Source organism: Mycobacterium sp. VKM Ac-1816D (genome assembly GCF_000416385.1).
GTDB lineage: Bacteria > Actinomycetota > Actinomycetes > Mycobacteriales > Mycobacteriaceae > Mycobacterium > Mycobacterium neoaurum_A.
In genome coordinates, this window is record NZ_AOHQ01000139.1 from 83,545 (window position 1) to 107,948 (window position 24,404).

The 24,404-nt window shown below is 66.8% G+C and carries 18 protein-coding genes; 10 read left to right on the top strand and 8 right to left on the bottom strand.

Going from position 1 to position 24,404, the window contains the following annotated elements; translation table 11 throughout:
* Window positions 1–13: 13 nt before the first annotated feature.
* Window positions 14–748 (bottom strand): hypothetical protein, encoded by a 735-nt coding sequence (locus G154_RS18865; protein WP_019513168.1) that lies wholly within the window; start codon window positions 746–748, stop codon window positions 14–16.
* An 86-nt stretch (window positions 749–834) separates the two neighbouring features.
* The gene (locus G154_RS18870) at window positions 835–1,212 is read right to left on the bottom strand and encodes a transcriptional regulator (RefSeq protein WP_019513169.1); all 378 of its coding nucleotides are present in this window, start codon (window positions 1,210–1,212) and stop codon (window positions 835–837) included.
* Window positions 1,213–1,346: 134 nt separating this feature from the next.
* Between G154_RS18870 and G154_RS18875 the strand changes: the two genes are divergently transcribed.
* Together G154_RS18875 and ileS are read left to right on the top strand one after the other, a co-directional pair.
* Complete coding sequence (locus G154_RS18875; protein ID WP_019513170.1) at window positions 1,347–2,081, top strand: hypothetical protein; 735 nt, start codon at window positions 1,347–1,349, stop codon at window positions 2,079–2,081.
* A 231-nt stretch (window positions 2,082–2,312) separates the two neighbouring features.
* The gene (gene ileS, locus G154_RS18880) at window positions 2,313–5,489 is read left to right on the top strand and encodes an isoleucine--tRNA ligase (RefSeq protein ID WP_019513171.1); all 3,177 of its coding nucleotides are present in this window, start codon (window positions 2,313–2,315) and stop codon (window positions 5,487–5,489) included.
* Between the two features lie 6 nt (window positions 5,490–5,495).
* Here the strand turns inward: ileS and G154_RS18885 are convergent, their stop codons facing one another.
* Window positions 5,496–5,708: an RNA-binding S4 domain-containing protein gene (locus G154_RS18885; protein WP_023985737.1), complete on the bottom strand. Its 213-nt coding sequence runs from the start codon at window positions 5,706–5,708 to the stop codon at window positions 5,496–5,498.
* Between the two features lie 57 nt (window positions 5,709–5,765).
* Here G154_RS18885 and G154_RS18890 point away from each other — a divergent pair, with 57 nt between their 5' ends.
* Complete coding sequence (locus G154_RS18890) at window positions 5,766–7,106, top strand: DNA polymerase IV (RefSeq protein ID WP_081650054.1); 1,341 nt, start codon at window positions 5,766–5,768, stop codon at window positions 7,104–7,106.
* 3 nt (window positions 7,107–7,109) lie between these two features.
* Here G154_RS18890 and G154_RS18895 read toward each other — a convergent pair whose 3' ends face one another.
* Complete coding sequence (locus G154_RS18895; RefSeq protein ID WP_019513174.1) at window positions 7,110–8,033, bottom strand: asparaginase; 924 nt, start codon at window positions 8,031–8,033, stop codon at window positions 7,110–7,112.
* A 79-nt stretch (window positions 8,034–8,112) separates the two neighbouring features.
* Between G154_RS18895 and lspA the strand changes: the two genes are divergently transcribed.
* From lspA to G154_RS18920, 5 genes are all read left to right on the top strand, one after another.
* Window positions 8,113–8,820, top strand: coding sequence for a signal peptidase II (gene lspA / locus G154_RS18900; protein ID WP_023985738.1), 708 nt, complete (start codon window positions 8,113–8,115; stop codon window positions 8,818–8,820).
* Entirely contained in the window at window positions 8,820–9,749 is a 930-nt protein-coding gene (locus tag G154_RS18905) for an RluA family pseudouridine synthase (protein WP_019513176.1), read from the top strand. Before lspA ends, G154_RS18905 begins: the two co-directional genes overlap by 1 nt.
* A 2-nt stretch (window positions 9,750–9,751) precedes the next feature.
* A complete protein-coding gene (gene rarD / locus G154_RS18910) occupies window positions 9,752–10,711 on the top strand; it encodes an EamA family transporter RarD (RefSeq protein WP_045546528.1) in 960 nt (319 codons plus the stop codon).
* Between the two features lie 27 nt (window positions 10,712–10,738).
* Window positions 10,739–13,927 (top strand): RND family transporter, encoded by a 3,189-nt coding sequence (locus G154_RS18915; protein ID WP_023985739.1) that lies wholly within the window; start codon window positions 10,739–10,741, stop codon window positions 13,925–13,927.
* A 177-nt stretch (window positions 13,928–14,104) separates the two neighbouring features.
* On the top strand, window positions 14,105–15,406 hold the full coding sequence (locus G154_RS18920) for a UDP-glucose/GDP-mannose dehydrogenase family protein (RefSeq protein WP_023985740.1): 1,302 nt from the start codon (window positions 14,105–14,107) through the stop codon (window positions 15,404–15,406).
* Here G154_RS18920 and G154_RS18925 read toward each other — a convergent pair.
* Window positions 15,394–16,740, bottom strand: coding sequence for a mannosyltransferase (locus tag G154_RS18925; RefSeq protein ID WP_081650057.1), 1,347 nt, complete (start codon window positions 16,738–16,740; stop codon window positions 15,394–15,396). The two genes, G154_RS18920 and G154_RS18925, sit on opposite strands and share 13 nt — an antisense overlap.
* Window positions 16,741–17,002: 262 nt before the next feature.
* Between G154_RS18925 and G154_RS18930 the strand changes: the two genes are divergently transcribed.
* Entirely contained in the window at window positions 17,003–18,331 is a 1,329-nt protein-coding gene (locus G154_RS18930) for a mannosyltransferase (RefSeq protein WP_234713090.1), read from the top strand.
* On the opposite strand, the gene G154_RS18935 is transcribed toward G154_RS18930, so the two are convergent.
* From G154_RS18935 to G154_RS18945, 3 genes are read right to left on the bottom strand one after another with little or no spacing between them, the layout of a single operon-like run.
* Window positions 18,221–19,036 (bottom strand): ABC transporter permease, encoded by an 816-nt coding sequence (locus G154_RS18935; RefSeq protein ID WP_019513182.1) that lies wholly within the window; start codon window positions 19,034–19,036, stop codon window positions 18,221–18,223. The two genes, G154_RS18930 and G154_RS18935, sit on opposite strands and share 111 nt — an antisense overlap.
* Window positions 19,033–19,770 (bottom strand): ABC transporter permease, encoded by a 738-nt coding sequence (locus G154_RS18940; RefSeq protein WP_019513183.1) that lies wholly within the window; start codon window positions 19,768–19,770, stop codon window positions 19,033–19,035. Before G154_RS18940 ends, G154_RS18935 begins: the two co-directional genes overlap by 4 nt.
* Window positions 19,767–20,699, bottom strand: a complete 933-nt coding sequence (locus G154_RS18945; RefSeq protein WP_019513184.1) for a daunorubicin resistance protein DrrA family ABC transporter ATP-binding protein — start codon at window positions 20,697–20,699, stop codon at window positions 19,767–19,769. Before G154_RS18945 ends, G154_RS18940 begins: the two co-directional genes overlap by 4 nt.
* Window positions 20,700–20,840: 141 nt before the next feature.
* Between G154_RS18945 and dnaE the strand changes: the two genes are divergently transcribed.
* On the top strand, window positions 20,841–24,383 hold the full coding sequence (gene dnaE, locus G154_RS18950; protein WP_019513185.1) for a DNA polymerase III subunit alpha: 3,543 nt from the start codon (window positions 20,841–20,843) through the stop codon (window positions 24,381–24,383).
* Window positions 24,384–24,404 lie beyond the last annotated feature (21 nt).

Consider the following 24,404-nt stretch of genomic DNA (forward strand, 5'->3'; position numbering starts at 1 on the left):
GTGATCCGAGGCCTCAGCGGTTGGCCTTGCTGAACCATTTCGTCTTGATGCGCCAGGAATGCGCCGAGGAGATCGCGAAACCGGCGCCGCAGCCGCAGGCGAAGATCCACACCAGCACACCGCGCTCCAGATCGAGCGCCGCCGGCCAGATCGCGGTGGCGATGCGGATCGTGCACGCGATGATGCCGCTGGCGCAGGCGGCCAGGTAGATGTTGGCGACCCGGCGCGACCGCGGATCCTTGCGCAGCACCAGCAGTGCGCGCGCACCGTAGACCAACAGGTAGATCAGCAGGCCGCAGAGCATGGTCCAGTAGGCGGCCAGCCACCCGTCGGTGGGCGAGGCGAAGAAGTCGCGGGCGTAGGCGTCGTGGGCGCTGCTCATGGCGAACGTGGCGAGCAGCAGCGGGATGCAGAGCGTGGCGGGATATTCGACGTATTGCTTGAAGGCGCGTTGCATGGAGTGGTCGTCCTGCAAACGGCCCAGCGCGTTGTAGACGATGGCCGATGCGGCCACGATGTACATGTCGTGGCCGATGAAATCTTCCAGATTCCACATTCCGGTCCACGAGTGCAGGACTCTGCCGATGGTCTCCGACGCCCACGGCGACATCAGCAGGATGGCACCGCCCTGGAGCGCGATGTTGAGGGTGGCGGCCACCTCCCAGCGACACGACCAGGTGACGCGGCGGATCCACAGGCTCCACGCGATACACATCAGCGTGATCGCGATCAGTGCGGTGATTTCCATCGTGCGCCTTTATGGACGTAGAAAGCGGCCGTAGAAGCCGGTATCACGTACGTGACACCGGACAACTTGCCAGCAAATTCTAACCGTTAGAGGGGCGGCGCGTCGCTACGTGGGCGTAATTCGGAGATCTTTTTCGGGCGTGCGTGTTGCTGGGTGGTGGTCTGCTCGCGGACGGACTCGGCGACCGCGGTGACGGTGAACGGCGTCGACTCGATGTAGTTCCAGACCTCTTGCCTGCTCATCAGGCCGAATCGGATCTGAAGGTCGGGATAACTCAGCGCGAACCGGTCGGCGATGCGGCGCAGTTCTTCGGCGTCGGGGTAGCTGACCTCTTTGATGCGGCGGTAATAGGTGCTGCTGGAGATGTCCAACGCGTCATAGATGTCCTTGGCTTCGACATCGCCGTCCAGCAGGTAATCAAGCAGGGCTTTCAGTTGGCGGCCGTTCTCATCGGTACGGGGCACCCACCGACAATAACCCTTTCCCATAGTTGAGGGCCAGCAACCGTTCGGTGGACATATGGCCGTTAATTGACAGGGGTGTCAGACTTTCGGGAGTGATGTCCCAATTCTGGGACTCCGGCTGTAGTCTCTGTCACATGGTTGCTCCGCTGTTCCAGGATCGGGTTCGCGTCGACTCTTTCGGTGCAGATGTTCTTGCTGTCGACGTCCTCGCTGCACCCGACGCGTCCCAGTTCTCGGCATCGCTGCCGTCGACGCCGGACATATCGACCGCCGGCTTCGATCTGGTTGTCGGTCACGCGCGTGATATCGCGGCGACCCTGACGCTGACCGACTACGAGGCCCACGGACTGCCCGCCGAATCGGATCTGTGCCGTGTCGGCCTGGAACTGCCGCCGGTGCTCAGCGCCGAACTCGACGGCGCGGCGGCCCACCTGGGCATCCTCAACGGCAAGATCCTGATCGCCGCACTCGGCAGGGCAGTGGCGCGCACCATCGGTCGCGGCGTCCTCGCCGTGGACGTCGATGCGCACATCATCGCCCTGGACTGCGTGATGCCCGCCGAGCTAGACGCCACCGAGATGATCGCGCACGTTTGCTCGGCGCTGGTCGCTTCGACCGGGCGGCATCATGAGCAGCAGCCGGCCGACCTGTCCTTCCGGTGCGCCGGCCCCGTCTCGGCCGACGAGCCGCTGGCCGGACATGCGCTGGAACTGCGCGCCTACCGCTGCAACGGGCTGGTGCAGATCGACTTCTGGTACGACACCCGGCGCTTCGAGGCGTACACGATCGAGGAGCTGACCGAGCAGTTCCCGCTGGCCCTCATCGAGATCACCTCGGAGGCGGTCCCGGAGGAGATCGACGCCGCCTGAGCGTTAGACTCCGTAGTCAACGACGCAGATCCGGCCATCACCGGGGAGTCTCCGGAAGAACGGGCTGGATCCGCTGCGGTCCCGCCCTAGTAGAACCGGACGGGCAGGCCCGTCATCGCCTGTAGTTGAGCGGCGGATCCGCGTGGTCCGCAAGCGGGGTGGTACCGCGGGCTCGCGCACCGGCGCGACGTTCGTCCCCGTGCCTGAATCGCTGGGCACACAGGAGACGCAGTGACCGCTGACCCGAATTCGGCCGCTTATCCCAAGCCGGCCGCCGGAACCCCCAACTTCCCGGCGCTGGAAGCCGAAGTTCTCGACTACTGGGGTGCCGACGACACCTTCCGGGCCAGTATCGCCCGCCGAGACGGCGCGCCGGAATATGTGTTCTACGACGGTCCACCGTTCGCCAACGGCCTTCCGCACTACGGCCACCTGCTCACCGGCTACGTCAAGGACATCGTCCCGCGTTACCGCACCATGCGCGGATACAAGGTGGATCGGCGGTTCGGCTGGGATACCCACGGCCTGCCCGCCGAGTTGGAGGTGCAACGCCAGCTCGGGATCACCGACAAGAGCCAGATCGAAGAGCTCGGCATCGAGAAATTCAACGACGCCTGCCGCGCCTCGGTGATGAAGTATGCGGGCGAGTGGCGCGCCTACGTCACCCGCCAGGCCCGCTGGGTCGACTTCGACAACGACTACAAGACGATGGACCCGGACTTCATGGAGTCCACCATCTGGGCGTTCAAACAGTTGTGGGACAAGGGTCTTGCCTACCAGGGCAACCGCGTGTTGCCGTACTGCTGGAATGACGAGACCCCGTTGTCCAACCACGAGCTGCGGATGGACGACGACGTCTACCAGAGTCGCCAGGACCCCGCGCTGACCGTCGGATTTCGGATCACCGACGATGCCGAATCCGCCTTGGCCGGCGCCTACCTGCTGATCTGGACCACCACGCCGTGGACGCTGCCGTCGAATCAGGCCGTGGCGGTCAATCCCGGCGTCTCCTACGTGGTGGTCGACGGTCCCGACGGGCACCGTTTCGTCCTCGCCGAAGCCCGGTTGGGTGCCTACGCCCGCGAACTGGGTGAAGAACCGGTCGTCGTCGCGACCTTCCTGGGTGAACAGCTGCTCGGCACGCGCTACCTGCCCCCGTTCGCCTACTTTGTCGACTCCGATGCCGCGCGGAACTCCTTCCAGGTGCTCGGCGCCGATTTCGTCAGCACCGAGGACGGCACCGGGCTGGTGCACATGGCCCCGGCCTATGGCGAGGACGACAAGGCGACCGCCGATACCGCCGATATCGTGGCGGTCACCCCGGTCGATTCCAAGGGCCGGTTCGACGCCAGCGTGCCCGATTACGCAGGCCTTCAGGTGTTCGAGGCGAACCCGCAGATCATCAAGGACCTCAAGAACGGCACCGGGCCCGCGGCGGTGAATGCGCCGGTGCTGCTGCGGCACGAGACCTACGAACACTCCTATCCGCACTGCTGGCGCTGCCGTAACCCGCTGATCTACCGGGCGGTGTCGTCCTGGTTTGTCAAGGTGACGCAGTTCCGGGACCGGATGGTGGAGCTCAACCAGCAGATCACCTGGTACCCCGAACATGTCAAGGACGGCCAGTTCGGCAAGTGGCTCTCGAACGCGCGGGACTGGTCCATCTCGCGAAACCGCTACTGGGGCACACCCATCCCGGTGTGGGTTTCCGATGACCCCGCCTACCCGCGCACCGACGTGTACGGCAGCCTCGACGAGCTCGAACGCGATTTCGGGGTACGCCCGGACAACCTGCATCGACCGTTCATCGACGAGCTGACCCGCCCCAATCCCGATGACCCGACCGGCAAATCGACCATGCGGCGCATCGAGGACGTGCTCGACGTCTGGTTCGACTCCGGGTCGATGCCCTATGCGCAGGTGCACTACCCGTTCGAGAACCAGCAGTGGTTCGACGGCGCCAGTGGTCCGGACGGCACCGAAGAAGCCCATTTCCCCGGCGATTTCATCGTCGAGTACATCGGGCAGACCCGCGGCTGGTTCTACACCATGCATGTGCTCTCCACCGCCTTGTTCGACCGGCCGGCGTTCAAAACCTGTGTCTCGCACGGCATCGTGCTGGGCAACGACGGTCAGAAGATGAGCAAGTCGCTGCGCAACTACCCGGACGTGTCGGAGGTTTTCGACCGCGACGGCTCTGATGCTATGCGCTGGTTCCTGATGGCCTCACCGATCCTGCGCGGCGGGAACCTGATCGTCACCGAGCAGGGCATCCGCGAGGGTGTGCGGCAGGTGCAGTTGCCGTTCTGGAACGCCTACACCTTCCTTACCCTGTACGCCCCGGCCAAGGGCACCTGGCGTACCGATTCGACCCATGTGCTGGACCGTTACATCCTGGCCAAGCTCGCCGCCCTGCGTGACGAGTTGACCGCCTCGCTGGATGTCTGCGATATCTCCGGCGCGTGTGACCAGCTCCGGCAGTTCACCGAGGCGCTGACCAATTGGTATGTGCGACGGTCGCGTTCGCGGTTCTGGGAGGAGGATGCCGACGCGATCGACACCCTGCACACAGTGCTGGAGATCACCGGGCGGTTGGCCGCTCCGCTGCTGCCGCTGGTGTCGGAGGTCATCTGGCGCGGGGTGACGGGACAGCGGTCGGTGCACCTGACGGACTGGCCGTCGGCCGATGAGCTGCCCGCCGATCCCGATCTGGTGGCCGCCATGGACCAGGTGCGCGAGGTGTGCTCGACGGGCTCCTCGCTGCGCAAGGCCAAGAAGCTGCGGGTGCGGCTGCCGCTTCCCAAACTGACGGTCGCGGTTCAGAATCCGGACAGCCTGCAGCCGTTCGTGGATCTGATCGCCGACGAGCTGAACGTCAAGGCGGTCGAGCTCAGCGATGAGATCGACACCTACGGCCGATTCGAGTTGGCGGTCAACGCCCGCGCCGCGGGCCCGCGGATCGGCAAGGACGTGCAGGCGGCCATCAAGGCGGTCAAGGCCGGCCAGGGCGTGCTCAACGCCGATGGCACGCTCACCGCCGGGCCCGCGACCCTGCTGCCCACCGAGTTCACCTCCAAACTCGTTGCCGCGGATCCGGAATGGACCGCGGCGTTGCCCGACGGTGCCGGCCTGGTGGTGTTGGACGGCAATGTGACCCCGGAACTGGAGGCCGAAGGCTGGGCCAAGGACCGCATCCGTGAGCTGCAGGAACTGCGCAAGACCACCGGTCTCGACGTCTCCGACCGCATCACGGTGCGCATGTCGGTGCCTGCGGAATTCGCCGAATGGGCGGCCACCCACCGCGATCTGATCGCCGGTGAGATCCTGGCAACGGACTTCGATTTCGGCGAGGTCGTCGACGGCCATGATGTCGGCGAGGGCGTCCTGGTGACCATCGCCAAGGCGTGATCTGGCTCAGTCCGCCGTGACCCGGGCCGACCTGTCGGCGAAGGACACCTCGTCACCGGGTCGCAGCTGACGCCCGCGGCGCAGATCGACCTCACCGTTGACCGTGACCAGGCCCTCGGCGATCACCGATTTGGCATCCGCGCCGCTGTCGATCAATCCGGCCAGCTTGAGGAACTGCCCCAGTCGGATCGACCCGTCGCGGATCGGCACGTTGTCCATGCCGCCAGGGTAGTGGCGTGTGGTCGCGCCGTCGGACCATGCGCCTAGCATCCAGGTGTGCATCGGTGGGTTCTGCATCTGGACATGGATGCGTTCTTCGCCTCGGTCGAACAGTTGACCAGGCCCACCCTGCGCCATCGTCCGGTTCTGGTCGGTGGCCTCGGCGGCCGCGGCGTCGTGGCCGGCGCCAGCTATCAGGCGCGGGTCTTCGGGGCGCGCTCGGCGATGCCCATGCATCAGGCACGCAGGCTCGTCGGGGCCGGCGCCGTGGTCCTGCCCCCTCGCGGCGCGGTGTACGGGACCGCCAGCCGGCGGGTCTTCGCCACCGTCCGGTCGGTCGTGCCGGTGCTGGAACAGCTGTCCTTCGACGAGGCGTTCGGCGAACCGGCCGAACTGGCCGGCGCCGCCGTGGCCGAGGTCGAGGAATTCTGCGAGGCCCTGCGTTCCCGGGTGCTGGCCGAGACCGGGCTGATCGCATCGGTGGGGGCGGGCTCGGGTAAACAGCTCGCCAAGATCGCCTCCGGGCTGGCCAAACCGGACGGTATCCGGGTCGTCGGGAGTGCCGACGAGCGGGCTCTGCTCTCGGCCCTGCCGGTCCGCAAACTCTGGGGTATCGGCCCGGTGGCCGAGGACCGGCTGCGCAGGCTCGGTATCGAGACCATCGGGGCGTTCGCCGCGCTCAGCGACGGTGAGGTCGCCGATGTCCTGGGCGCCACGGTCGGCCCGGCGCTGCACCGGCTGGCCCGCGGCATCGACGACCGCCCGGTGGCCGAGAACGCCCCGGCCAAGCAGATCAGCGCCGAGTCCACCTTCGCCGAGGATCTGCGCACCCTCGATCAACTCCGCGACGCGATCACCACGATCGGTGAGCACGCGCACCGGCGCCTGATCAAGGACGGCCGGGGTGCGCGCACCGTGACGGTGAAGCTCAAGAAGTCCGATATGGCGACCCTGACCCGCTCGGCGACGCTGCCGTATGCCAGCACCGACGCCGCGACCCTGGTGGCCACCGCCCGTCGGCTCCTGCTCGATCCGATCGAGGTGGGGCCCATCCGCCTCGTCGGCATAGGCTTTTCGGGGCTTTCCGAGGTACAGCAGGAATCGCTGTTTCCCGATCTGGATCTCGTCGACGAGGAGGTGCCCGACAGCCGCACCCCGGCGCCGGTGCGCGCCGGGCCGGAGCCGTGGCGCGTCGGTGACGACGTGCGGCACACCGAGCACGGTCACGGGTGGGTGCAGGGTGCCGGGCACGGGGTGATGACGGTGCGCTTCGAGACCCGGGCATCCGGGCCGGGGATCGCGCGCACGTTCCCGGCAGATCTGCCCGATCTCAGCCGGGCCGACCCGATCGACAGCCTGGACTGGCGCGCCTATCTGGACACCCTCGACCCGGCCTGACCATCAGCCCCACCGGGCGAAGACATCGTCGACCGCTGCGCCGGCGGCCAGCGCGGCCATCAGCAGCACCCGCGCCTGGGCCGGGCGCAGACCGGGCACCGGCACGGCCCCGGCGTCGGTCAGCTCGCGGCCCGGCCCGTACACCGGGCGCACCCGGCCGCCGGGGACCCTGGTGCCGACGGCGACGGTGACCCCGGCGCGCACCGCGCGGCGGACCCCGTCGATCACGGCGGCCCCGGCGTTGCCCGCGCCGAGGGCCTCCAGGACGATCCCGCGCGCCCCGGCCGCCACGCAGGCCTCGATGCCGACAGCGTCCGCGCCCGGATAGGCGGCGACGATGTCCACCCGCGGCGCGGCGGCCGCGCTCGACGCCACGAACCGCGGGCCACGCGACGGCCCGGACATCTCGACGCGCCCGTCGCGCACCGAGCCCACCGCGATCCCGGTGAACCCGGACAGGTCCTCGGTGGCGGACTTGTACAACCCCAACGGTTGCCAGATGGTCCCGGCGAAGCTGACCAGGACCGCTGCCGGGCCGGACCGCGCGACGGTGATGGCGTCGCGCAGATTGGCCGGACCGTCGGCATCGGGGGCATCGGCACTGCGCTGAGCCCCGGTCAACACCACCGGCACCGGACCGTCATGGGTCAGCTGCAGCCACAGAGCCGTCTCCTCCATGGTGTCGGTGCCGTGGGTGATGACGATGCCGCCGCAGTCGGGCCGCGTGCCCTCCTCCCGGACCGCGGCGGCCATCCGGTCCCAGTCGGCCGGACCGAGCGCCGAGCTGTCCACGGCCATCAACTCACGCACCCGTACGTCGAGACCGGTCGTCAGATCGGCACCGCTGCGGGTGGGACGCGCCACCCCGTCGGTCCCGGCACTGGTCGCGATGGTGCCGCCGGTGCTGATGACGGTGATGGCGGGCATGGCTGCGATTGTCCACCATCGTCACGGCAGATCAGGACGGCATGGCGGCGTCGGCCCCACTGTTTGGGATGATGGTCCGGTGACCGAAGAATCGACGGGCGCCGTCCCACCGGCGAGCGCGCACGACGCAGCACCACCGCCACCCCGAAAGAGGTTGCGCCTGCTGCTCGCCATCGCCGGTGTGGTGTTGCTCCTCGATATCGTCACCAAGGTGTTGGCGGTTCGGCTGTTGGTGCCCGGACAGCCCGTGTCGATCATCGGTGACACCGTCACCTGGACGCTGGTGCGCAACTCCGGTGCGGCCTTCTCGATGGCCACCGGCTACACCTGGGTCCTGACGCTGGTCGCCACCGGGGTGGTCGTCGGCATCATCTGGATGGGCCGTCGGCTGGTGTCGCCGTGGTGGGCGCTCGGGCTGGGCATGATCCTCGGCGGCGCGCTGGGCAACCTGGTCGATCGCTTCTTCCGTTCCCCCGGTCCGCTGCGCGGGCACGTGGTCGATTTTCTGTCCATCGGGTGGTGGCCGGTGTTCAATGTCGCCGACCCGGCCGTGGTGGGCGGGGCGATCCTGCTGGTGGTGCTGTCGTTGTTCGGTTTCGATTACGACACCACCGGCCGCCAGCGCCCGGAAAGCGCCGAGGCCGAGCCCGTCGGGCAGGAGAACCCGGCGCCGGAGAACCCGGTGTCGGAGAACCCGGTGTCGGAGAACCCGGTGTCGGAGAACGACGTGCCCGCCCCGGCGACGGTGGCCGACAAGCCCAACGACCAACCGAACACCCAGAGCTGATGACCACTCGCTCGATGCCCGTTCCCGAAGGCCTGGCCGGCATGCGCGTCGACGCGGGCCTGGCCCGCCTGCTGGGCCTGTCCCGGACCGCGGCCGCCGCCATCGCCGAGGAGGGCGGTGTCGAGCTCGACGGGACCGCGGCGGGTAAGTCGGACAAACTCGTCGCCGGTGCCTGGCTGGAGGTGCGGCTGCCCGAACCACCCGCGCCGGTGGAGAACACGCCCGTCGATATCGAGGGCATGTCGATTCTGTACTCCGATGCCGACATCGTCGTCGTCGACAAGCCGGCCGGCGTGGCCGCGCACGCATCGGTGGGGTGGACCGGGCCCACGGTGTTGGGCGGCTTGGCCGCGGCCGGCTTCCGGATCACCACGTCCGGCGTGGCCGAGCGCAAGGGCATCGTGTCGCGGCTGGACGTCGGGACATCGGGTGTGATGGTGGTGGCGATCTCCGAGCGGGCCTACACGGTGCTCAAGCGGGCGTTCAAGGAACGCACGGTGGAGAAGCGCTACCACGCGCTGGTGCAGGGTCACCCCGATCCGTCCAGCGGAACCATCGATGCACCGATCGGCAGGCACCGCGGCCAGGATTGGAAGTTCGCGGTCACCGAGAGCGGCCGCGACAGCGTCACCCACTACGACACCATCGAGGCGCACGTCGCGGCCAGTCTGCTCGACATCCATCTGGAGACCGGGCGTACCCACCAGATCCGGGTCCATTTCGCGGCGCTGCACCACCCCTGCTGTGGTGACCTCACCTACGGGGCCGACCCGACCCTGGCCAAGAAGCTCGGCCTGGAGCGGCAGTGGCTCCATGCCCGCTCGTTGGGCTTCGCGCACCCGAGCGACGGACGATGGCTGGAGATCACCAGTCCCTATCCGGCGGATCTGCAGGCGGCACTGGACCGCGTGCGCGGCTACGACCGGTGACGGTGCGCGCCGCCGATCGGCAGCGCAGCGGGTGGGTGTTCGGTATCGGCGCCTACGGGATGTGGGGTCTGTTCCCGGCGTTTTTCCCGCTGCTCAAACCCGCGGGCGCGGTGGAGATCCTGGCGCATCGCATCGTCTGGAGCGCCGCGTTCCTGGCGATCGTCGTCGTGCTGGTGCGCCGGGTGGCGGATCTGCGCGCCATCACCGCCCGCACCTGGGGCCTGCTGGCGATCGCGTCGGCGCTGATCTCGGCCAACTGGGCGATCTACGTGTACGCCGTGAACAACGGTCACGTCGTCGATGCGGCGCTGGGCTATTTCATCAATCCGCTGGTGACCGTCCTGCTGGGGCTGCTGGTGTTCCGCGAACGGCTCGCCGGGGCGCAGTGGGTGGCCTTGGCCGTCGCGGTCGGTGGGGTGGTGGTGCTGACCTGGCAGTTGGGCGCGCCGCCGTATATCGGGTTGGGGCTGGCGCTGTCCTTCGCGCTGTACGGCGCGGTCAAGAAGGTGGTGCCGGTCGACCCGCGGGTCAGCGTCGGTGTCGAGGCGGGTCTGGCCACCCCGTTCGCGCTGGGCTACCTGGTGTTCCTGCAGCATGACGGCACCGGCACGTTCCTCGGCTCCGGTGCCGGGCACAGTGTGCTGTTGATCGTCGCCGGCGTGCTCACCGCCCTGCCGCTGCTGCTGTTCGCCGCGGCGGCCCAGCGGTTGGCCCTGGTGACCATGGGGCTGCTGTTCTACCTGACACCGGTGATGCAACTGTCCTGGGGTATCGCGGTGGGTGGCGAACCGATGCCACCGGCCCGCTGGGTCGGATTCGGGCTGATCTGGGTGGCGTTGGCCATTTTCACCGCCGATTCCGTGCTGCGGTCTCGTGCCCGCCGGAACGTCCGCCGGGACGTCCACGGTGGCGCCCTGGACCAACCGGCCACCGCGCCGGATGATCGTGGCGGGACGAGTTAACAGCAACACCATGTAGCCTAGTCGCCAATGCCCAGACGTCCTAAGGTGACCATCCACGGTCTGCTTGCCGCCAACGGCAAGATGATCGTGCGTCATCCGGTACTCATGATCGCCACATGGCTGGTCATCGCCGGTTCCCTGTTCGCGGCCATCCCGCCGTTGGCGGTGGTCGCGCAGAAGAATCCGCCGGACTTCGTGCCTTCGGACTCGCCCGTTGTCGTCGCCAACCAGCAAATGACAGAGGCCTTCACCAAAGAGGGTGAAGAAGGCAATGACATGGGCAACCTCATCGCGGTCGTCCTGGTCAACGAGGACGGGCTGACCGACGCCGACGAGCAGACCTACCGGCAGCTGGTGGCCAAGCTCGGCGCATCCCCGGCGGTGTCGGCGACCCAGAACTTCGTCGAGATCCCCGAGTTGCGGGCCGGCATGGTCAGCAAGGACAACAAGGCCTTCAACCTGCCGGTGGGCCTGAACGGCGCGATGGGCGGCGCCGACGGTCTCGCGGCCTATCGCGAAGCGCTGGCGATCATCAACGAGACCACAGCCGGGACGACGCTGGAGCCCGTCATCGTGGGCGCCGCGGCCACCATGGACGATGTCACCGACATCGCGCTGCGCGATCAGTTCATCATCGAGGTCTCCACCGTGGTCACGGTGCTGCTGATCTTGATCATCGTCTATCGCAATATCGTCGCGATGCTCATCCCGCTGGTCAGCATCGGTATCTCACTGGCTGTCGCCCAACAGGTGGTTGCCGGCCTCGGCCTGCTGGGGCTGGGTCTGGCACCCCAGACGATCGTGCTGATCACCGGCATGATGATCGGCGCCGGTGTCGATTACGCGGTCTTCTATTTCAGTCGCTATCAGGAGCATCTGCGCGGCGGCATGAAGACCGATGCGGCGATCGTCGCCTCGATGGTGTCGATCGGGGAGGTGATCGCCGGTTCGGCGGGCACGGTGGCCATCACCTTCCTGGGCCTGTCGTTCGCCACGTTGAGTGTGTTCTCCAGCGTGGGGCCGGCGCTGGCGGCGACGATCACGATCGGCTTCCTCGGGTCGATCACGCTGCTGCCCGCTTTCATCGTGCTGGCCGGGCGCCGTGGCTGGGTCAATCCCCGCAAGGACGTCACCGGTCGGTTCTGGCGCCGGTCCGGCGTCAACGTGGTGCGTCGTCCCGTGTTGAACCTGACCGTCAGCCTGCTCCTGCTCGTCGGTCTGGCGGCATGCACACTGCTCATCGACTTCAACTACGACGACCGGCGAAATCTCCCCGAGGACTCGGCCAGCAACCAGGCCTACGAGCGGATGAACGAGCACTTCCCGATCAGCAACTCGTTGCAGCAGTTCATCGTGATCCATTCACCGACCCAGGATCTGCGGTCTCCGCGGGCGCTCGCCGATATGGAGCAGATGGCCTTCCGGATCAGCCAGATCCCCAACATCGACGCCATCCGGGGCATCACCCGACCCAACGGTGAGATGTTGGCCGAGGCGCGGGCGACCCATCAGGCCGGTGAGGTCGGTGACAAGCTCGGCGAGGCGACCAACCTCATCGACGAGAACGATTCCCGGCTGACCCAGCTGTCCGAGGGCGCGCACGCGCTTGCCGACGCCCTGGACAAGATCCGTGACGAGGTGGTCGGGTCGGCGGGCCCGATCAAGACCATCCTGGTGTCGCTGGCCCAGACCCAGCAGGACTTCGGCGGGGTCGAGACGCTGCGCAGCATCGACGCCAGCGCCCGGATGATCGACCTGTTGCGCGGTGTCGGCCGCGCCATGGGCGGCGGCATCGAACAGGTTGTGCTGCACACGATCTGGCTCGGTCCGATGGTGGCGCTGCTGAACTCCAGCCCGCTGTGCACCATGGACCCGGTGTGCCGCGCGGTGCGCTCGGATATGGGCGACATCATGGCCGCCTACGATGACGGCACCATCCAGCAGCTCTACGAGCTGTCCAAGCAGATGGAGAACACCCAGCCCGGTGACAGCCTGTCGAAGTCGGTCAGCGGCGTCACCGACAACCTCGAGCGGTCACTGACCGCCGTGGAGGATCTGGGGCTGGACAGCCCGGCGGCGGTAGAAAAGCAGGTCGACGAATTGGTCGACGGCATCAACAAACTGGCCGATTCCAGTGCTTTGCTCGCTCAGGGCGTGCAGTTGCTCGTCGACCAGACCCGGCAGATGGGCGGGGGACTGACGCAGGCATCGGACTTCCTGCTGGCGATGAAGCGTGATGCCGGCGACCCGTCGATGTCCGGCTTCTACATCCCGCCGCAGATCCTCACCCGCCCGGAATTCGAGAAGGCCGCCCAGCTGTTCATCTCGCCCGACGGACACACCGCGCGCTATCTCATCCAGACCGCCCTGGATCCGCTGAGTACCGATGCGATGGATCAGGTCGACGACATCGTGGAGACGGCGCAGAATGCCCGGCCCAACACCACGTTGGAAGACGCCGAGATCACGATGGTCGGCCTGAGCGCGGTGCAGAACGATGTCCGCGGCTACTACAACGGCGATTTTCAGTACATCGTGTTGGTGACGTTGATCGTGGTGTTCCTGATCCTGACCTTCCTGCTGAAGGCGATCATCGCGCCGATCTACCTGGTGATCTCGGTGGTCTTGTCCTACGCATCCGCGATCGGCATCGCGGTGATCTTCTTCCAGTTCATCCTCGGCCAACCCATCTTCTGGAACATCCCCGGTATGACGTTCCTGGTGCTGGTGGCCGTCGGCGCGGACTACAACCTGCTGCTGATATCCCGGATCCGGGAGGAGGCCCATCGGGGCACCAAGGTCGCGATCATCCGCACGATCGGCGCGACGGGCGGCGTGATCACCTCCGCGGGTCTCATCTTCGCCGCGTCGATGCTCGCGCTCACGGTCAGCAGTATCGCGGCGATCGTGCAGACCGGTTTCATCATCGGTGTCGGGTTGCTGCTGGACACCTTCGTGGTGCGCACCATCACGGTGCCGGCGATCGCGGTGCTGTTGGGGGAGAAGAACTGGTGGCCCAACCGGGTGCCCAACGAGTTGCGCAGCCACCTCTCGTTCCTGCAGAACCGCCGTGGTGTGGTCAGGGATGCGCCGGTGAAGACCGCGCCGATCGCCTTCCCCGTCGACGATGATCCGGTCGACGACGACACCGATGTCGGCTACGGCGTCGCTGTCGCAAAGGCCTCCATGGTCACCGCGGCATGGCGGGATCGTTAGCGGCAGGGCCGAGGGGCAGGCCTGTCGGAGCGCTTCTGCGTTTCTCGATGTTCATGTGTTCGCGGTGTTCGCGGTGAGGGTGATCGCTTAGGATCGACGCAGCTATCCGGCATGTCGACGGGGCCAGGTCAGCCGTCGGCGCGTCCGGCGTGACCAGTGTGCGGCAGAGAGGTCGATGTGCGTCTGACAGTGTTCGGTCTGGGATATCTCGGGCTCACCCACGCGGTGTGTATGGCCGAACTCGGCCACGATGTGCTCGGGGTGGAGACCGATCCGAAGCGGATCGCCAAGTTGGGCAACGGTGAGGTGCCGTTCTACGAGCCGGGCGTTGCCGAGCTACTGCGCAAACACCTGCAGACGGGCAAGCTGACCATCACGGCCGACTACGCCCAGGCCGCCGAATGGAGCGAGCTGTACTTCATCGCGGTCGGAACCCCGCAGAAGAAGGGCGAATCCGCGGCCGATCTGCGCTACGTCAACGCTGTCATCGACACCTTGGTGCCGTTGTTGCGCCGCGATGTGGTCGTGCTGGGTAAGTCCACGGTGCCCGTCGGCACGTGTGCGAATTTGACAACGCGCGCAACGGAATTGGCCGATGGCGTCACCGTGGAGATCGCCTGGAATCCGGAATTCCTGCGCGAGGGCTACGCCGTACAGGACACCATCACACCCGACCGGGTGGTCCTGGGTTGCCACGGTGGCGGCCGTGCCGAAGCGGTGACCCGCGAGGTGTACGCGCAGATCCTGGAGCGTCAGACCCCGTTCATCCTCACCGATCCGGAGACCGCGGAGCTGGTCAAGGTTTCCGCCAATGCCTTTCTGGCGACGAAGATCTCGTTCATCAATGCGATCGCCGAGGTCTGCGACGCGGTCGGTGCCGATGTGGCCGCCGTCGCCGATGCGATCGGCTACGACGCGCGCATCGGCCGCCGCTTCCTCAACGCCGGTATCGGCTTCGGCGGCGGCTGCCTGCCCAAGGATATCCGGGCGTTCATGGCCCGCGCCGGTGAACTGGGTGCCTCGGAGGCGCTGACCTTCCTTCGCGAGGTCGACAACGTCAACATGCGCCGCCGCACCCGGATGGTGGAGGTGGCCCGTAAGGCCTGTCCGGTCGGGTTGCAGAGCGCCAACATCGCCATCCTCGGTGCTGCCTTCAAACCGGATTCCGACGATGTCCGCGACTCACCCGCCCTCAACGTGGCCGGCCAGCTCCAACTGCAGGGCGCATCGGTGACGGTGTATGACCCCAAGGCGATCGAGAACGCCCGTGCGGTGTTCCCGACGCTGTCCTATGCGGCATCGGTCGACGACGCCTGCGAGAACGCCGACCTGGTCATGGTGCTGACGGAGTGGTCGGAATTCGTCGCCATCAACCCGTCCGATCTCAGCGCGATCGTGCGGAACAAAACGGTGATCGACGGCAGGCTCTGCCTGGACAAGGAATGGTGGATCAAGTGCGGATGGAACTACCTGGTCTGAGGCACCGCTGAGCTGACGGCCCGGCCCACCGGCTGCGGGTCGACCGGCACCTGGACCACACGATCGGCCGATACCTCGGCGTCGATATCCAGTGCGACGGGACCATCGCACTGGTGTGGCGTCCGGCGAGTGATCCGCCGACCGGCGAAGATCATCCAGCCCAGTGTCGCCAGCGTCATCGGGACGTACACGGCGGCACCCCACGCGAGATACCACGGGCGCGAGAAGGTCCACACGCTGGACTGCAACAGCGACAGGGCAGACGGTATCCCGATCAGCAACACCGCGAACCACACCCAGCCGAGGACACGGGCCCCCGGCTGGTCGCGCCATGGGCCGTTGATCAGCCAGATCATCAGCGGGATCAACCAGACCCAGTGGTGGGTCCACGAGATGGGCGAGGCCATCAGCCCGAACAGTTGGACCACCAGCAGCGACCCGAGGACGTCACGGTTTCCCGTCTTACCGAGCGCTCGCCAGGCACATATCGAAAGCACGGCGGTGGCGGCGATGGCCAGGGGTACCAGCACCGTGTGCCCGGCGTCGTACCCGACAATCCGCGACACGGTGCCCAGCCACGACTGGTTGTTGCTGGTCCCCGTGGAAACCGGAACCCGACGGAACAGCGCGACGAAGAACTCCCGCGTTTCACCCGGCGCGATCAGCGCGGTGATGCCGACGGTGGCGAAGAACGCGGCGACGGCAAAGGCCGCGGCCGCCCATCGCCGCATCGCCAGGAAGTACAGACCCGTGATCGCCGGGGTGATCTTGACTCCCGCGGCAAGGCCGACCAGCAAACCCGCCAGCCATGATCTCGATGTGTACGCCGCGTACAACGCCGCGAAGGTGAGGAACACTCCGACCTGGGAGTAGTTGAGCAGCAGGCGAATCGGCTCCAACCAGATTGCTGCGGCGGTCCACAGCATGGCAACCCGGTGTCCGCCCCTGCCGATCATTCGTTGACTTATTCGCACGATTCCGTACAGGCATGCAATGGTCGCGAACTGCCACAGCCAGGCAACAACGAAGAACGGAAGCCATTGCAGCGGGTAGAAGAGCATGGCCGCGAACGGCGGATAGATGAACGGCAACTGCTCGCCCAGCAAATCGGTGTAACTGAGCTGGTACAGCGTGCCGGGGTGGTCCAGCGCGGCCCCGCCGGCGATGTACACACGCAAATCGACGAACATGTCCGGGATGTTGGTGGTACCGATCGACCGGATGGCGATGCTGACGACCAGCAACCACGGCGCCAGCGTTATCGCGCGTTCCCCCAAACGCTTCACAGCACTCCAATCATCGATTTTCGTCGGTCTGTGACTGACACCGAGAATGCGGCCCTGGCTGAATTCAACCCCGAAAACCGCCCTGTCGCAGCGTCAACCTAACGACGTCATCGCTGTCATACAAGCGCATCGGAGTGCGCCATTGCGGCGATTCACCGGATTTCGTAGCGAATTCGGGGCATCGGTCGTCTCGTGGACCGCTCGGACCCGGTACTCGGACCCGCTACGACAGCCGGGCCGATCAGCCACCCGCGCGATGGCACCCGTGCACCCGAGCGTGAGCCGGTCGCGGTGCCTTATAGTCGCCCTGGTGAGTACGGATTCTGTTCCGTCGGCGCGAGATCGGTTCGCGCGTCTAAAAGCGCTGGCTCCGGCAATTTTCGCGCTCAGTGTGGTCCTGCGGGTGGCGTCGACGATGGGGTATTACCTCGTCGAGGGCGACGCCTTCTTCGATTTGCGCATCTACGTTCTCGGCGGCGCCGCGCTGAACAATCCGGGCACGCTCTACGAGTTCTTCTATACCGATCCGCTGAAGAACGAGCAGCTTCCGTTCACCTATCCACCGTTCGCGGCGATCCTGTTCTATCCGCTGCACCTGCTGCCCTTCGGCCTCACGGCGCTTTTGTGGCAGCTGGCCCTGGTGGGTGCGGTCTATGCCACCGTACGACTGAGCCAGCGTTTCGTCGGTGGCGGGAGCCGGCGGATCGCCATGCTGTGGACCGCGGTCGCGATCTGGATGGAGCCGCCCGGCGGCAGCATCCAGGTCGGACAGATCGGCATCTTTCTCATGCTCGCGGTGCTCTACGCCGCCTACAGCACGCGCTGGTGGGTGTCCGGCCTACTGATCGGCGTGACGGCGGGCATCAAACTGACCCCGGCCATCACCGGGTTGTACTTTGTGGGGGTCCGCCGCTGGGGTACCGCCCTCTTCTCCGCGGTGGTGTTCTTCGCGACCGTCGGCATCGGTTATCTGCTGCTGCCCGACGAGACACGACGCTACTTTCCCGGGCGCATGAGCGAGGCCGGCCATGATCTTCCCGTCGGGTCGGTCTGGAATCAGTCCTGGCGCGGCGGCCTGTCCCGAATCGTGGGCCACGATGTGGGGACCGGTGCGCTGCTGATCGGTGCCTTGCTGGTCACCGCGCTGATCTCGGTGTTGGCGTGGCGGGCGCTCGGATCGGTGGGCGGTGCACGCGACCGGTTGGCTTCGCTGCTGGTGATCCAGATCTTCGGGCTGGTGGCCTCGCCGGTGGCCTGGACCCACCACTGGGTGCGGGTGGTGCCCCTGATGATCTGGTTGTTCCATGGGCCGTGGCGCGCGAAACCCGGTGCCCGCCTGCTGGGTTGTGTGTGGTTCGCCCTGATGGTCCTCAGCGTCCCGACCCTGCTGTCCTCGGCGCAGTCCAGCATCCACGACATCAGCCAGCCGTGGTATCTGGCGTGGGCGGGACTGGTCTACCTCGTCGCCGCCGTCGCGACGCTGGTCTGGATGATCGTGGCGGGACGGCGCGCCGACTACCCGGATGGCTCAGCCGCCGACGGGCCCGGACTCGGCCGCCCGCCGGTAACCGCGCACCGCCGCGGGACCGAAGATGCTCCCGAGCAGGATGACCCAGACCGCGGTGACGGCCAGCGGTAGTCCGATGTTCGCATCGCCCACCGACAGCAGTCGCATCGTCTCGACCGCCGCGGCGACGGGTTGGTACTCGGCCAACGGGCGCAGCGTTGCCGGGGTCTTGTCGACCGGGACGACGGCGGCGAAAGCCAGTCCGACGCTCACGGTGCCGAACCAGGCCAAGATGGTGCGGCCCTCACCGCGTAGACCCAGGATGATGACGATCAGCGTGTAGACCGCCACGATCACGCTGGGGATGACCAGATAGCCCGCCAGCGCGACGATGTTGCCGTGGAAGCGGAACCCGAGACCGTAGCCGATCGCGGCGACCAGCACAGTGCCCAGCACGGTGCGAAGGGCCTCGGCCAGCACGATGCCGGCAAGGGCGCTGCCGCGGCGCACCGGCATGATCCACAGGCGGGTGAGCAACCCGTTCTCGCGGTCATGGGACATCATCGACCCCGACGCCGCCGACCCCGACATCGCACCGACCAGCGCGCACACCGGGATGAGCAGGTCGAGTCCGCTGTTGCCGGTGATCCTGGTCATCGACTTGCCCACCAGCACGCTGTAGGTGAGCAGCAGAACCGCGGGGAACATCAGCGCCTGCAGTGGCACCGTGGGATACCGGCACCACTGCACGAGCAACCTGACGGCGAAGATCCAGACCTCGTCGGCCACCTCTCGCGCGGCGCCACGACGCGGTGGCTGCGCCTGCGGGCGGGTCATCGGGTTCGCCGCTGTTCTCGCAGGGCGGCGTAGCCGAAAAGGCCGAGGAACAGGAGGCACCAGCCCACGCTGGCCCATGCGTTGGGCGCATCGACCCGGCCGTCGGTGAAATCGCGCAGGGCCTCGGTGATCTGGGAGACCGGTTGGCTGGAGACGAACGGTTGCAGGGCGGTGGGGAAGGACTCCGTCGGCGCCAATCCGGTCGACAACAGCACCAGCAGTAACTGGGGGATCAGCAGTAGCTGGCCGGCGACCTCGCTGCGCTTGGCGCGCGCACCCACGGCATCGGCGCCCAGCGACAGCGCCAGGGTCAACACCAGGGCGAGTCCGAAAAATGCTGTGGCATAACCGATTCCGCCGGTAAACCGGAAACCGAACAACAGTGCGCCCAGCGTCGAGGCCATGATTGCCAGTAGGCCGCGGACAAGGCAGTAGTACATGCGTGCCGTCAGCGGAGCCAAGCGTGAGATCGGCAGCGTCTGCAGCCGCCTGCTCATCCCGTCGGCGTTGTCCGCCGCGGCGCGGTCGGTGGTGGTCAACGCTCCGAAGAACATCGCCTGCACCACGACCGCCGGGAGTACGTACTGCGCGTAGGTCATCCCGTCGGTCACGATGACGTCCTGCAACAGGAACACCAGGCCGATGATGCCGACCAGGGGAGCGACGATGGCGAAGGCCAGATCCACCCGATTGCGTCGCATCAACCGCGCGGTCAGGATGACCGGCGCGCTCACGACGCGGCGGAGGGGGCGGTCAGGTGCAGGAACACCTCGTCGAGCGTCGGGCGCCGCAACGAGATGTCGAGCAGTTCGACGCCGATGTCCTCCAGCCTGCGGAACACCTCCGACAGCGTGGCGGTGCCACGGGGAGCGGGCACCGAGACGCGCATGGCCTTGGCGTCCACCTCGACCTCGTCGAAGTCGCTGAGCGCCGCGGCGATCCGCGGCAGGTCCTCGGCGTGCATCGCCGTCATCTGGCAGTAGCCCGGCCCGGCCCGGCGCTTGAGTTCGTCGGCCGTGCCGCTGGCCACCACGCGGCCCGAGTCGAGGATCACGACGGAGTCGCTGAGCACGTCGGCCTCCTCGAGATATTGGGTGGTCAGCAGAACGGTGATGTCCTGTGCGGACATTTCCGACACCAGATCCCACACGTCTCGGCGACTGCGCGGGTCCAGACCGGTCGTCGGCTCGTCGAGGAACAGCACCGTGGGCGACACCACCAGCGACACGGCGATGTCGATCCGGCGGCGCATGCCGCCGGAGTATCCGCTCACCTGCCGGTCGGCGGCCCCGCGCATGTCGAACCTGGTGATCAGCTCGTCGGCCCTGGCGCGGGCCCGGCTCTTGGAAAGCCCGCGCAGGCGGGCGAAGAGCACCAGGTTCTCCCTTCCGGTCAGACGCAGGTCCAGTGCGGCGTCCTGGCCGGTGACCCCGATCGCGCGGCGCACCTGCGCGGCGTCGGCGACCACGTCGTACCCGGCCACCGTCGCCGACCCCGCCGACGGCCGTACCAGCGTCGAGAGGATGTTGACGGCGGTGGTCTTCCCGGCGCCGTTGTGGCCGAGCAGGGCGCAGACCGAACCGGTGGGGACCGCGAAGCTCACGTCCCGCAGAGCGGTGATGCCGCCGCCGAACGTCTTGGCGACACCGTTGAGCTCGATCACAAAATCCCACGATACAACCGGCGGCCGGGGGTCGTTGCCGGGCGAGAAGGCCGGTCGCGCCGCAGCTGGGCGCGGGTGTGCCGGACACGTCCCCGCGACACGCCCGGGGATGTCGGTCGGCACCCATAGAATCGTCGTCCTATGGGCTCCTCGTTCGTGCATCTGCATAACCACACCGAATACTCGATGCTCGACGGCGCGGCCAAGGTCAAGCCGATGATCGCCGAGGCGCAACGCCTCGAGATGCCGGCCATCGGAATGACCGACCACGGCAACATGTTCGGGGCCAGCGAGTTCTACAACGTCGCCACCGATGCCGGGATCAAGCCGATCATCGGTATCGAGGCCTACATCGCCCCCGCTTCTCGATTCGATACCAAGCGCGTGCAGTGGGGTGATCGCAGCCAGAAGGGTGACGACGTCTCCGGTAGTGGTGCCTACACCCACATGACGATGGTCGCCGAGAATGCGACCGGTCTGCGCAACCTGTTCAAGCTGTCCTCGCTGGCCTCGTTCGAGGGCCAGCTGGGCAAGTGGTCGCGGATGGACGCCGAGCTGATCGCCGAGCACGCCGAGGGCATCATCGCCACGACCGGGTGCCCCTCCGGTGAGGTGCAGACCCGGTTGCGGCTCGGGCACGTCGACGAGGCGCTGGAAGCCGCCGCCAAATGGCAGGACATCTTCGGTAAGGAGAATTTCTTCCTGGAGCTGATGGACCACGGCATCGAGATCGAGCGCCGGGTCCGCGACGGGCTGCTCGAGGTGGGCCGCAAGCTCGGCATCCCGCCGTTGGCCACCAACGACTGCCACTACGTCACCCGCGAGGCCTCGCAAACCCACGAGGCGCTGCTGTGCGTGCAGACCGGCAAGACGCTGTCGGATCCCACCCGGTTCAAGTTCGACGGTGACGGCTACTACCTGAAGTCGGCCGCGGACATGCGGGCGCTGTGGGATCCGCAGGTGCCCGGTGCCTGCGATTCGACCCTGCTGATCGGCGAGCGCGTGCAGTCCTACGCCGATGTGTGGACCCCCCGTGACCGGATGCCGGTCTTCCCGGTTCCCGACGGCCACGATCAGCAGTCCTGGCTGACCCACGAGGTGATGACCGGGCTGGCGGAGCGACGGTTCCCGGGTGCGCAGGTTCCCCAGGAGTACATCGACCGCGCCGACTACGAGATCAAGGTCATCTGTGACAAGGGCTTCCCGGCGTACTTCCTGATCGTCGCCGACCTGATCAACTACGCCCGCTCGGTCAACATCCGGGTCGGGCCCGGCCGTGGGTCGGCGGCCGGTTCGCTGGTGGCCTACGCCATGGGCATCACGAACATCGACCCGATCCCGCACGGCCTGCTCTTCGAGCGGTTCCTCAACCCCGAGCGTCCGTCGGCACCCGATATCGATATCGACTTCGACGACCGCCGCCGCGGTGAGATGGTGCGCTACGCCAGCGAAAAGTGGGGTAGCGACCGGGTCGCGCAGGTCATCACCTTCGGCACCATCAAGACCAAGGCCGCGCTGAAGGACTCGGCTCGGGTCAACTACGGCCAGCCCGGTTTCGCCATCGCCGACCGCATCACCAAGGCGCTGCCGCCGCCGATCATGGCCAAGGACATCCCGCTGTCGGGTATCACCGACCCCAAGCACGAGCGGTACAAGGAGGCCGCCGAGGTACGGGGGCTCATCGACACCGATCCCGATGTGCGCACCATCTACGAGACCGCCCGCGGCCTGGAGGGTCTGGTCCGCAACGCCGGCGTGCACGCCTGCGCGGTGATCATGAGCTCCGAACCCCTCGTCGACGCGATCCCGCTGTGGAAGCGCCCGCAGGACGGCGCCATCATCACCGGCTGGGATTACCCCTCGTGTGAGTCCATCGGCCTGCTGAAGATGGACTTCCTCGGTCTGCGCAACCTCACCGTCATCGGTGACGCGCTGGAGAACATCAAGGCCAACCGCGGTATCGATCTGGACATGGATCATCTCCCGCTCGATGATCCGGCGACCTATGAGCTGCTGTCCCGCGGTGACACCCTCGGGGTGTTCCAGCTCGACGGCGGGCCGATGCGTGACCTGCTGCGCCGTATGCAGCCGACCGGATTCAACGACATCGTGGCCGTGCTGGCGCTGTACCGGCCGGGCCCGATGGGCATGAACGCGCACAACGACTACGCCGACCGGAAGAACGGTCGCCAGCCGATCAAGCCGATCCATCCAGAGCTCGAAGAGCCGCTCAAGGAGATCCTGGCCGAGACCTATGGCCTGATCGTCTACCAAGAGCAGATCATGTTCATCGCCCAGAAGGTCGCGTCCTACACCATGGGCAAGGCCGATGCGCTGCGAAAAGCCATGGGCAAGAAGAAGCTCGAGGTGCTCGAGGCCGAGTACAAGGGCTTCAAGGAGGGCATGACGGCCAACGGGTTCTCCGAGGCCGCGGTGAAGGCGCTGTGGGACACCATCCTGCCGTTCGCCGGGTACGCGTTCAACAAGTCGCACGCCGCCGGTTACGGGCTGGTGTCGTTCTGGACTGCCTATCTCAAGGCCAACTACCAGGCCGAGTACATGGCAGGTCTGCTGACCTCGGTCGGTGACGACAAGGACAAGGCCGCCATCTACCTGTCGGACTGCCGCCGGCTCGGCATCACCGTGCTGCCGCCCGACGTCAACGAATCCGTGCACAACTTCGCCTCGGTCGGCGACGATATCCGCTACGGCCTCGGCGGGGTGCGCAATGTCGGCGCCAACGTGGTCCAGTCGATCATCAACGGCCGCAATGAAAAAGGGAAGTACACCGACTTCTCGGATTATCTGAACAAGATCGACATAACGGCATGCAACAAGAAGGTGACCGAGTCCCTGATCAAGGCGGGCGCCTTCGACTCGCTGGGGCATCCCCGCAAGGGCCTGTTCCTGGTGCACGCCGATGCGGTGGATTCGGTGCTCGGTACCAAGAAGGCCGAGGCCATCGGCCAGTTCGATCTGTTCGGCGGCGGGGACGCCGACACCGGGATGGAGTCGGTGTTCACCATCCCGGTGCCCGAGGGTGAGTGGGAGGACAAGCACAAGCTGGCATTGGAACGAGAGATGTTGGGTCTCTACGTGTCCGGCCATCCCCTCGACGGTGTCGCCCACCTGCTCGCCGCGCATGTCGACACCCAGATCCCGTCGATCCTGGAAGGCGATATCGCCAACGACACCCAGGTGCGCATCGGCGGAATCCTCGCCTCGGTGAACCGCCGGGTCAACAAGAACGGTCTGCCGTGGGCCTCGGCGCAGGTGGAGGACCTGACCGGCGGTATCGAGGTGCTGTTCTTCCCGCAGACCTATTCGGCGTTCGGTGCCGATATCGCCGATGACGCGGTGGTCATCGTCGGTGCGAAGGTGGCCATCCGTGACGACCGGATCTCGCTGATCGCCAACGACCTTGTGGTGCCGGACTTCTCGAATGCCCAGGGTGACCGGCCGGTTGCGGTGAGCCTGCCGACGCGGCAGTGCACGGTGGACAAGGTGACCGCGCTCAAGCAGGTGCTCGCGCGGCACCCCGGCACCTCGCAGGTGCATCTGCGGCTTATCAGCGGTGAACGGATCACCACCCTGGAGCTCGACCAGTCGCTGCGGGTCACCCCGTCCTCGGCGTTGATGGGTGATCTGAAGGCGCTGCTCGGCCCCGGTTGTCTGGGCGGCTGAGGTCCGCCCACGGCGCCCCCG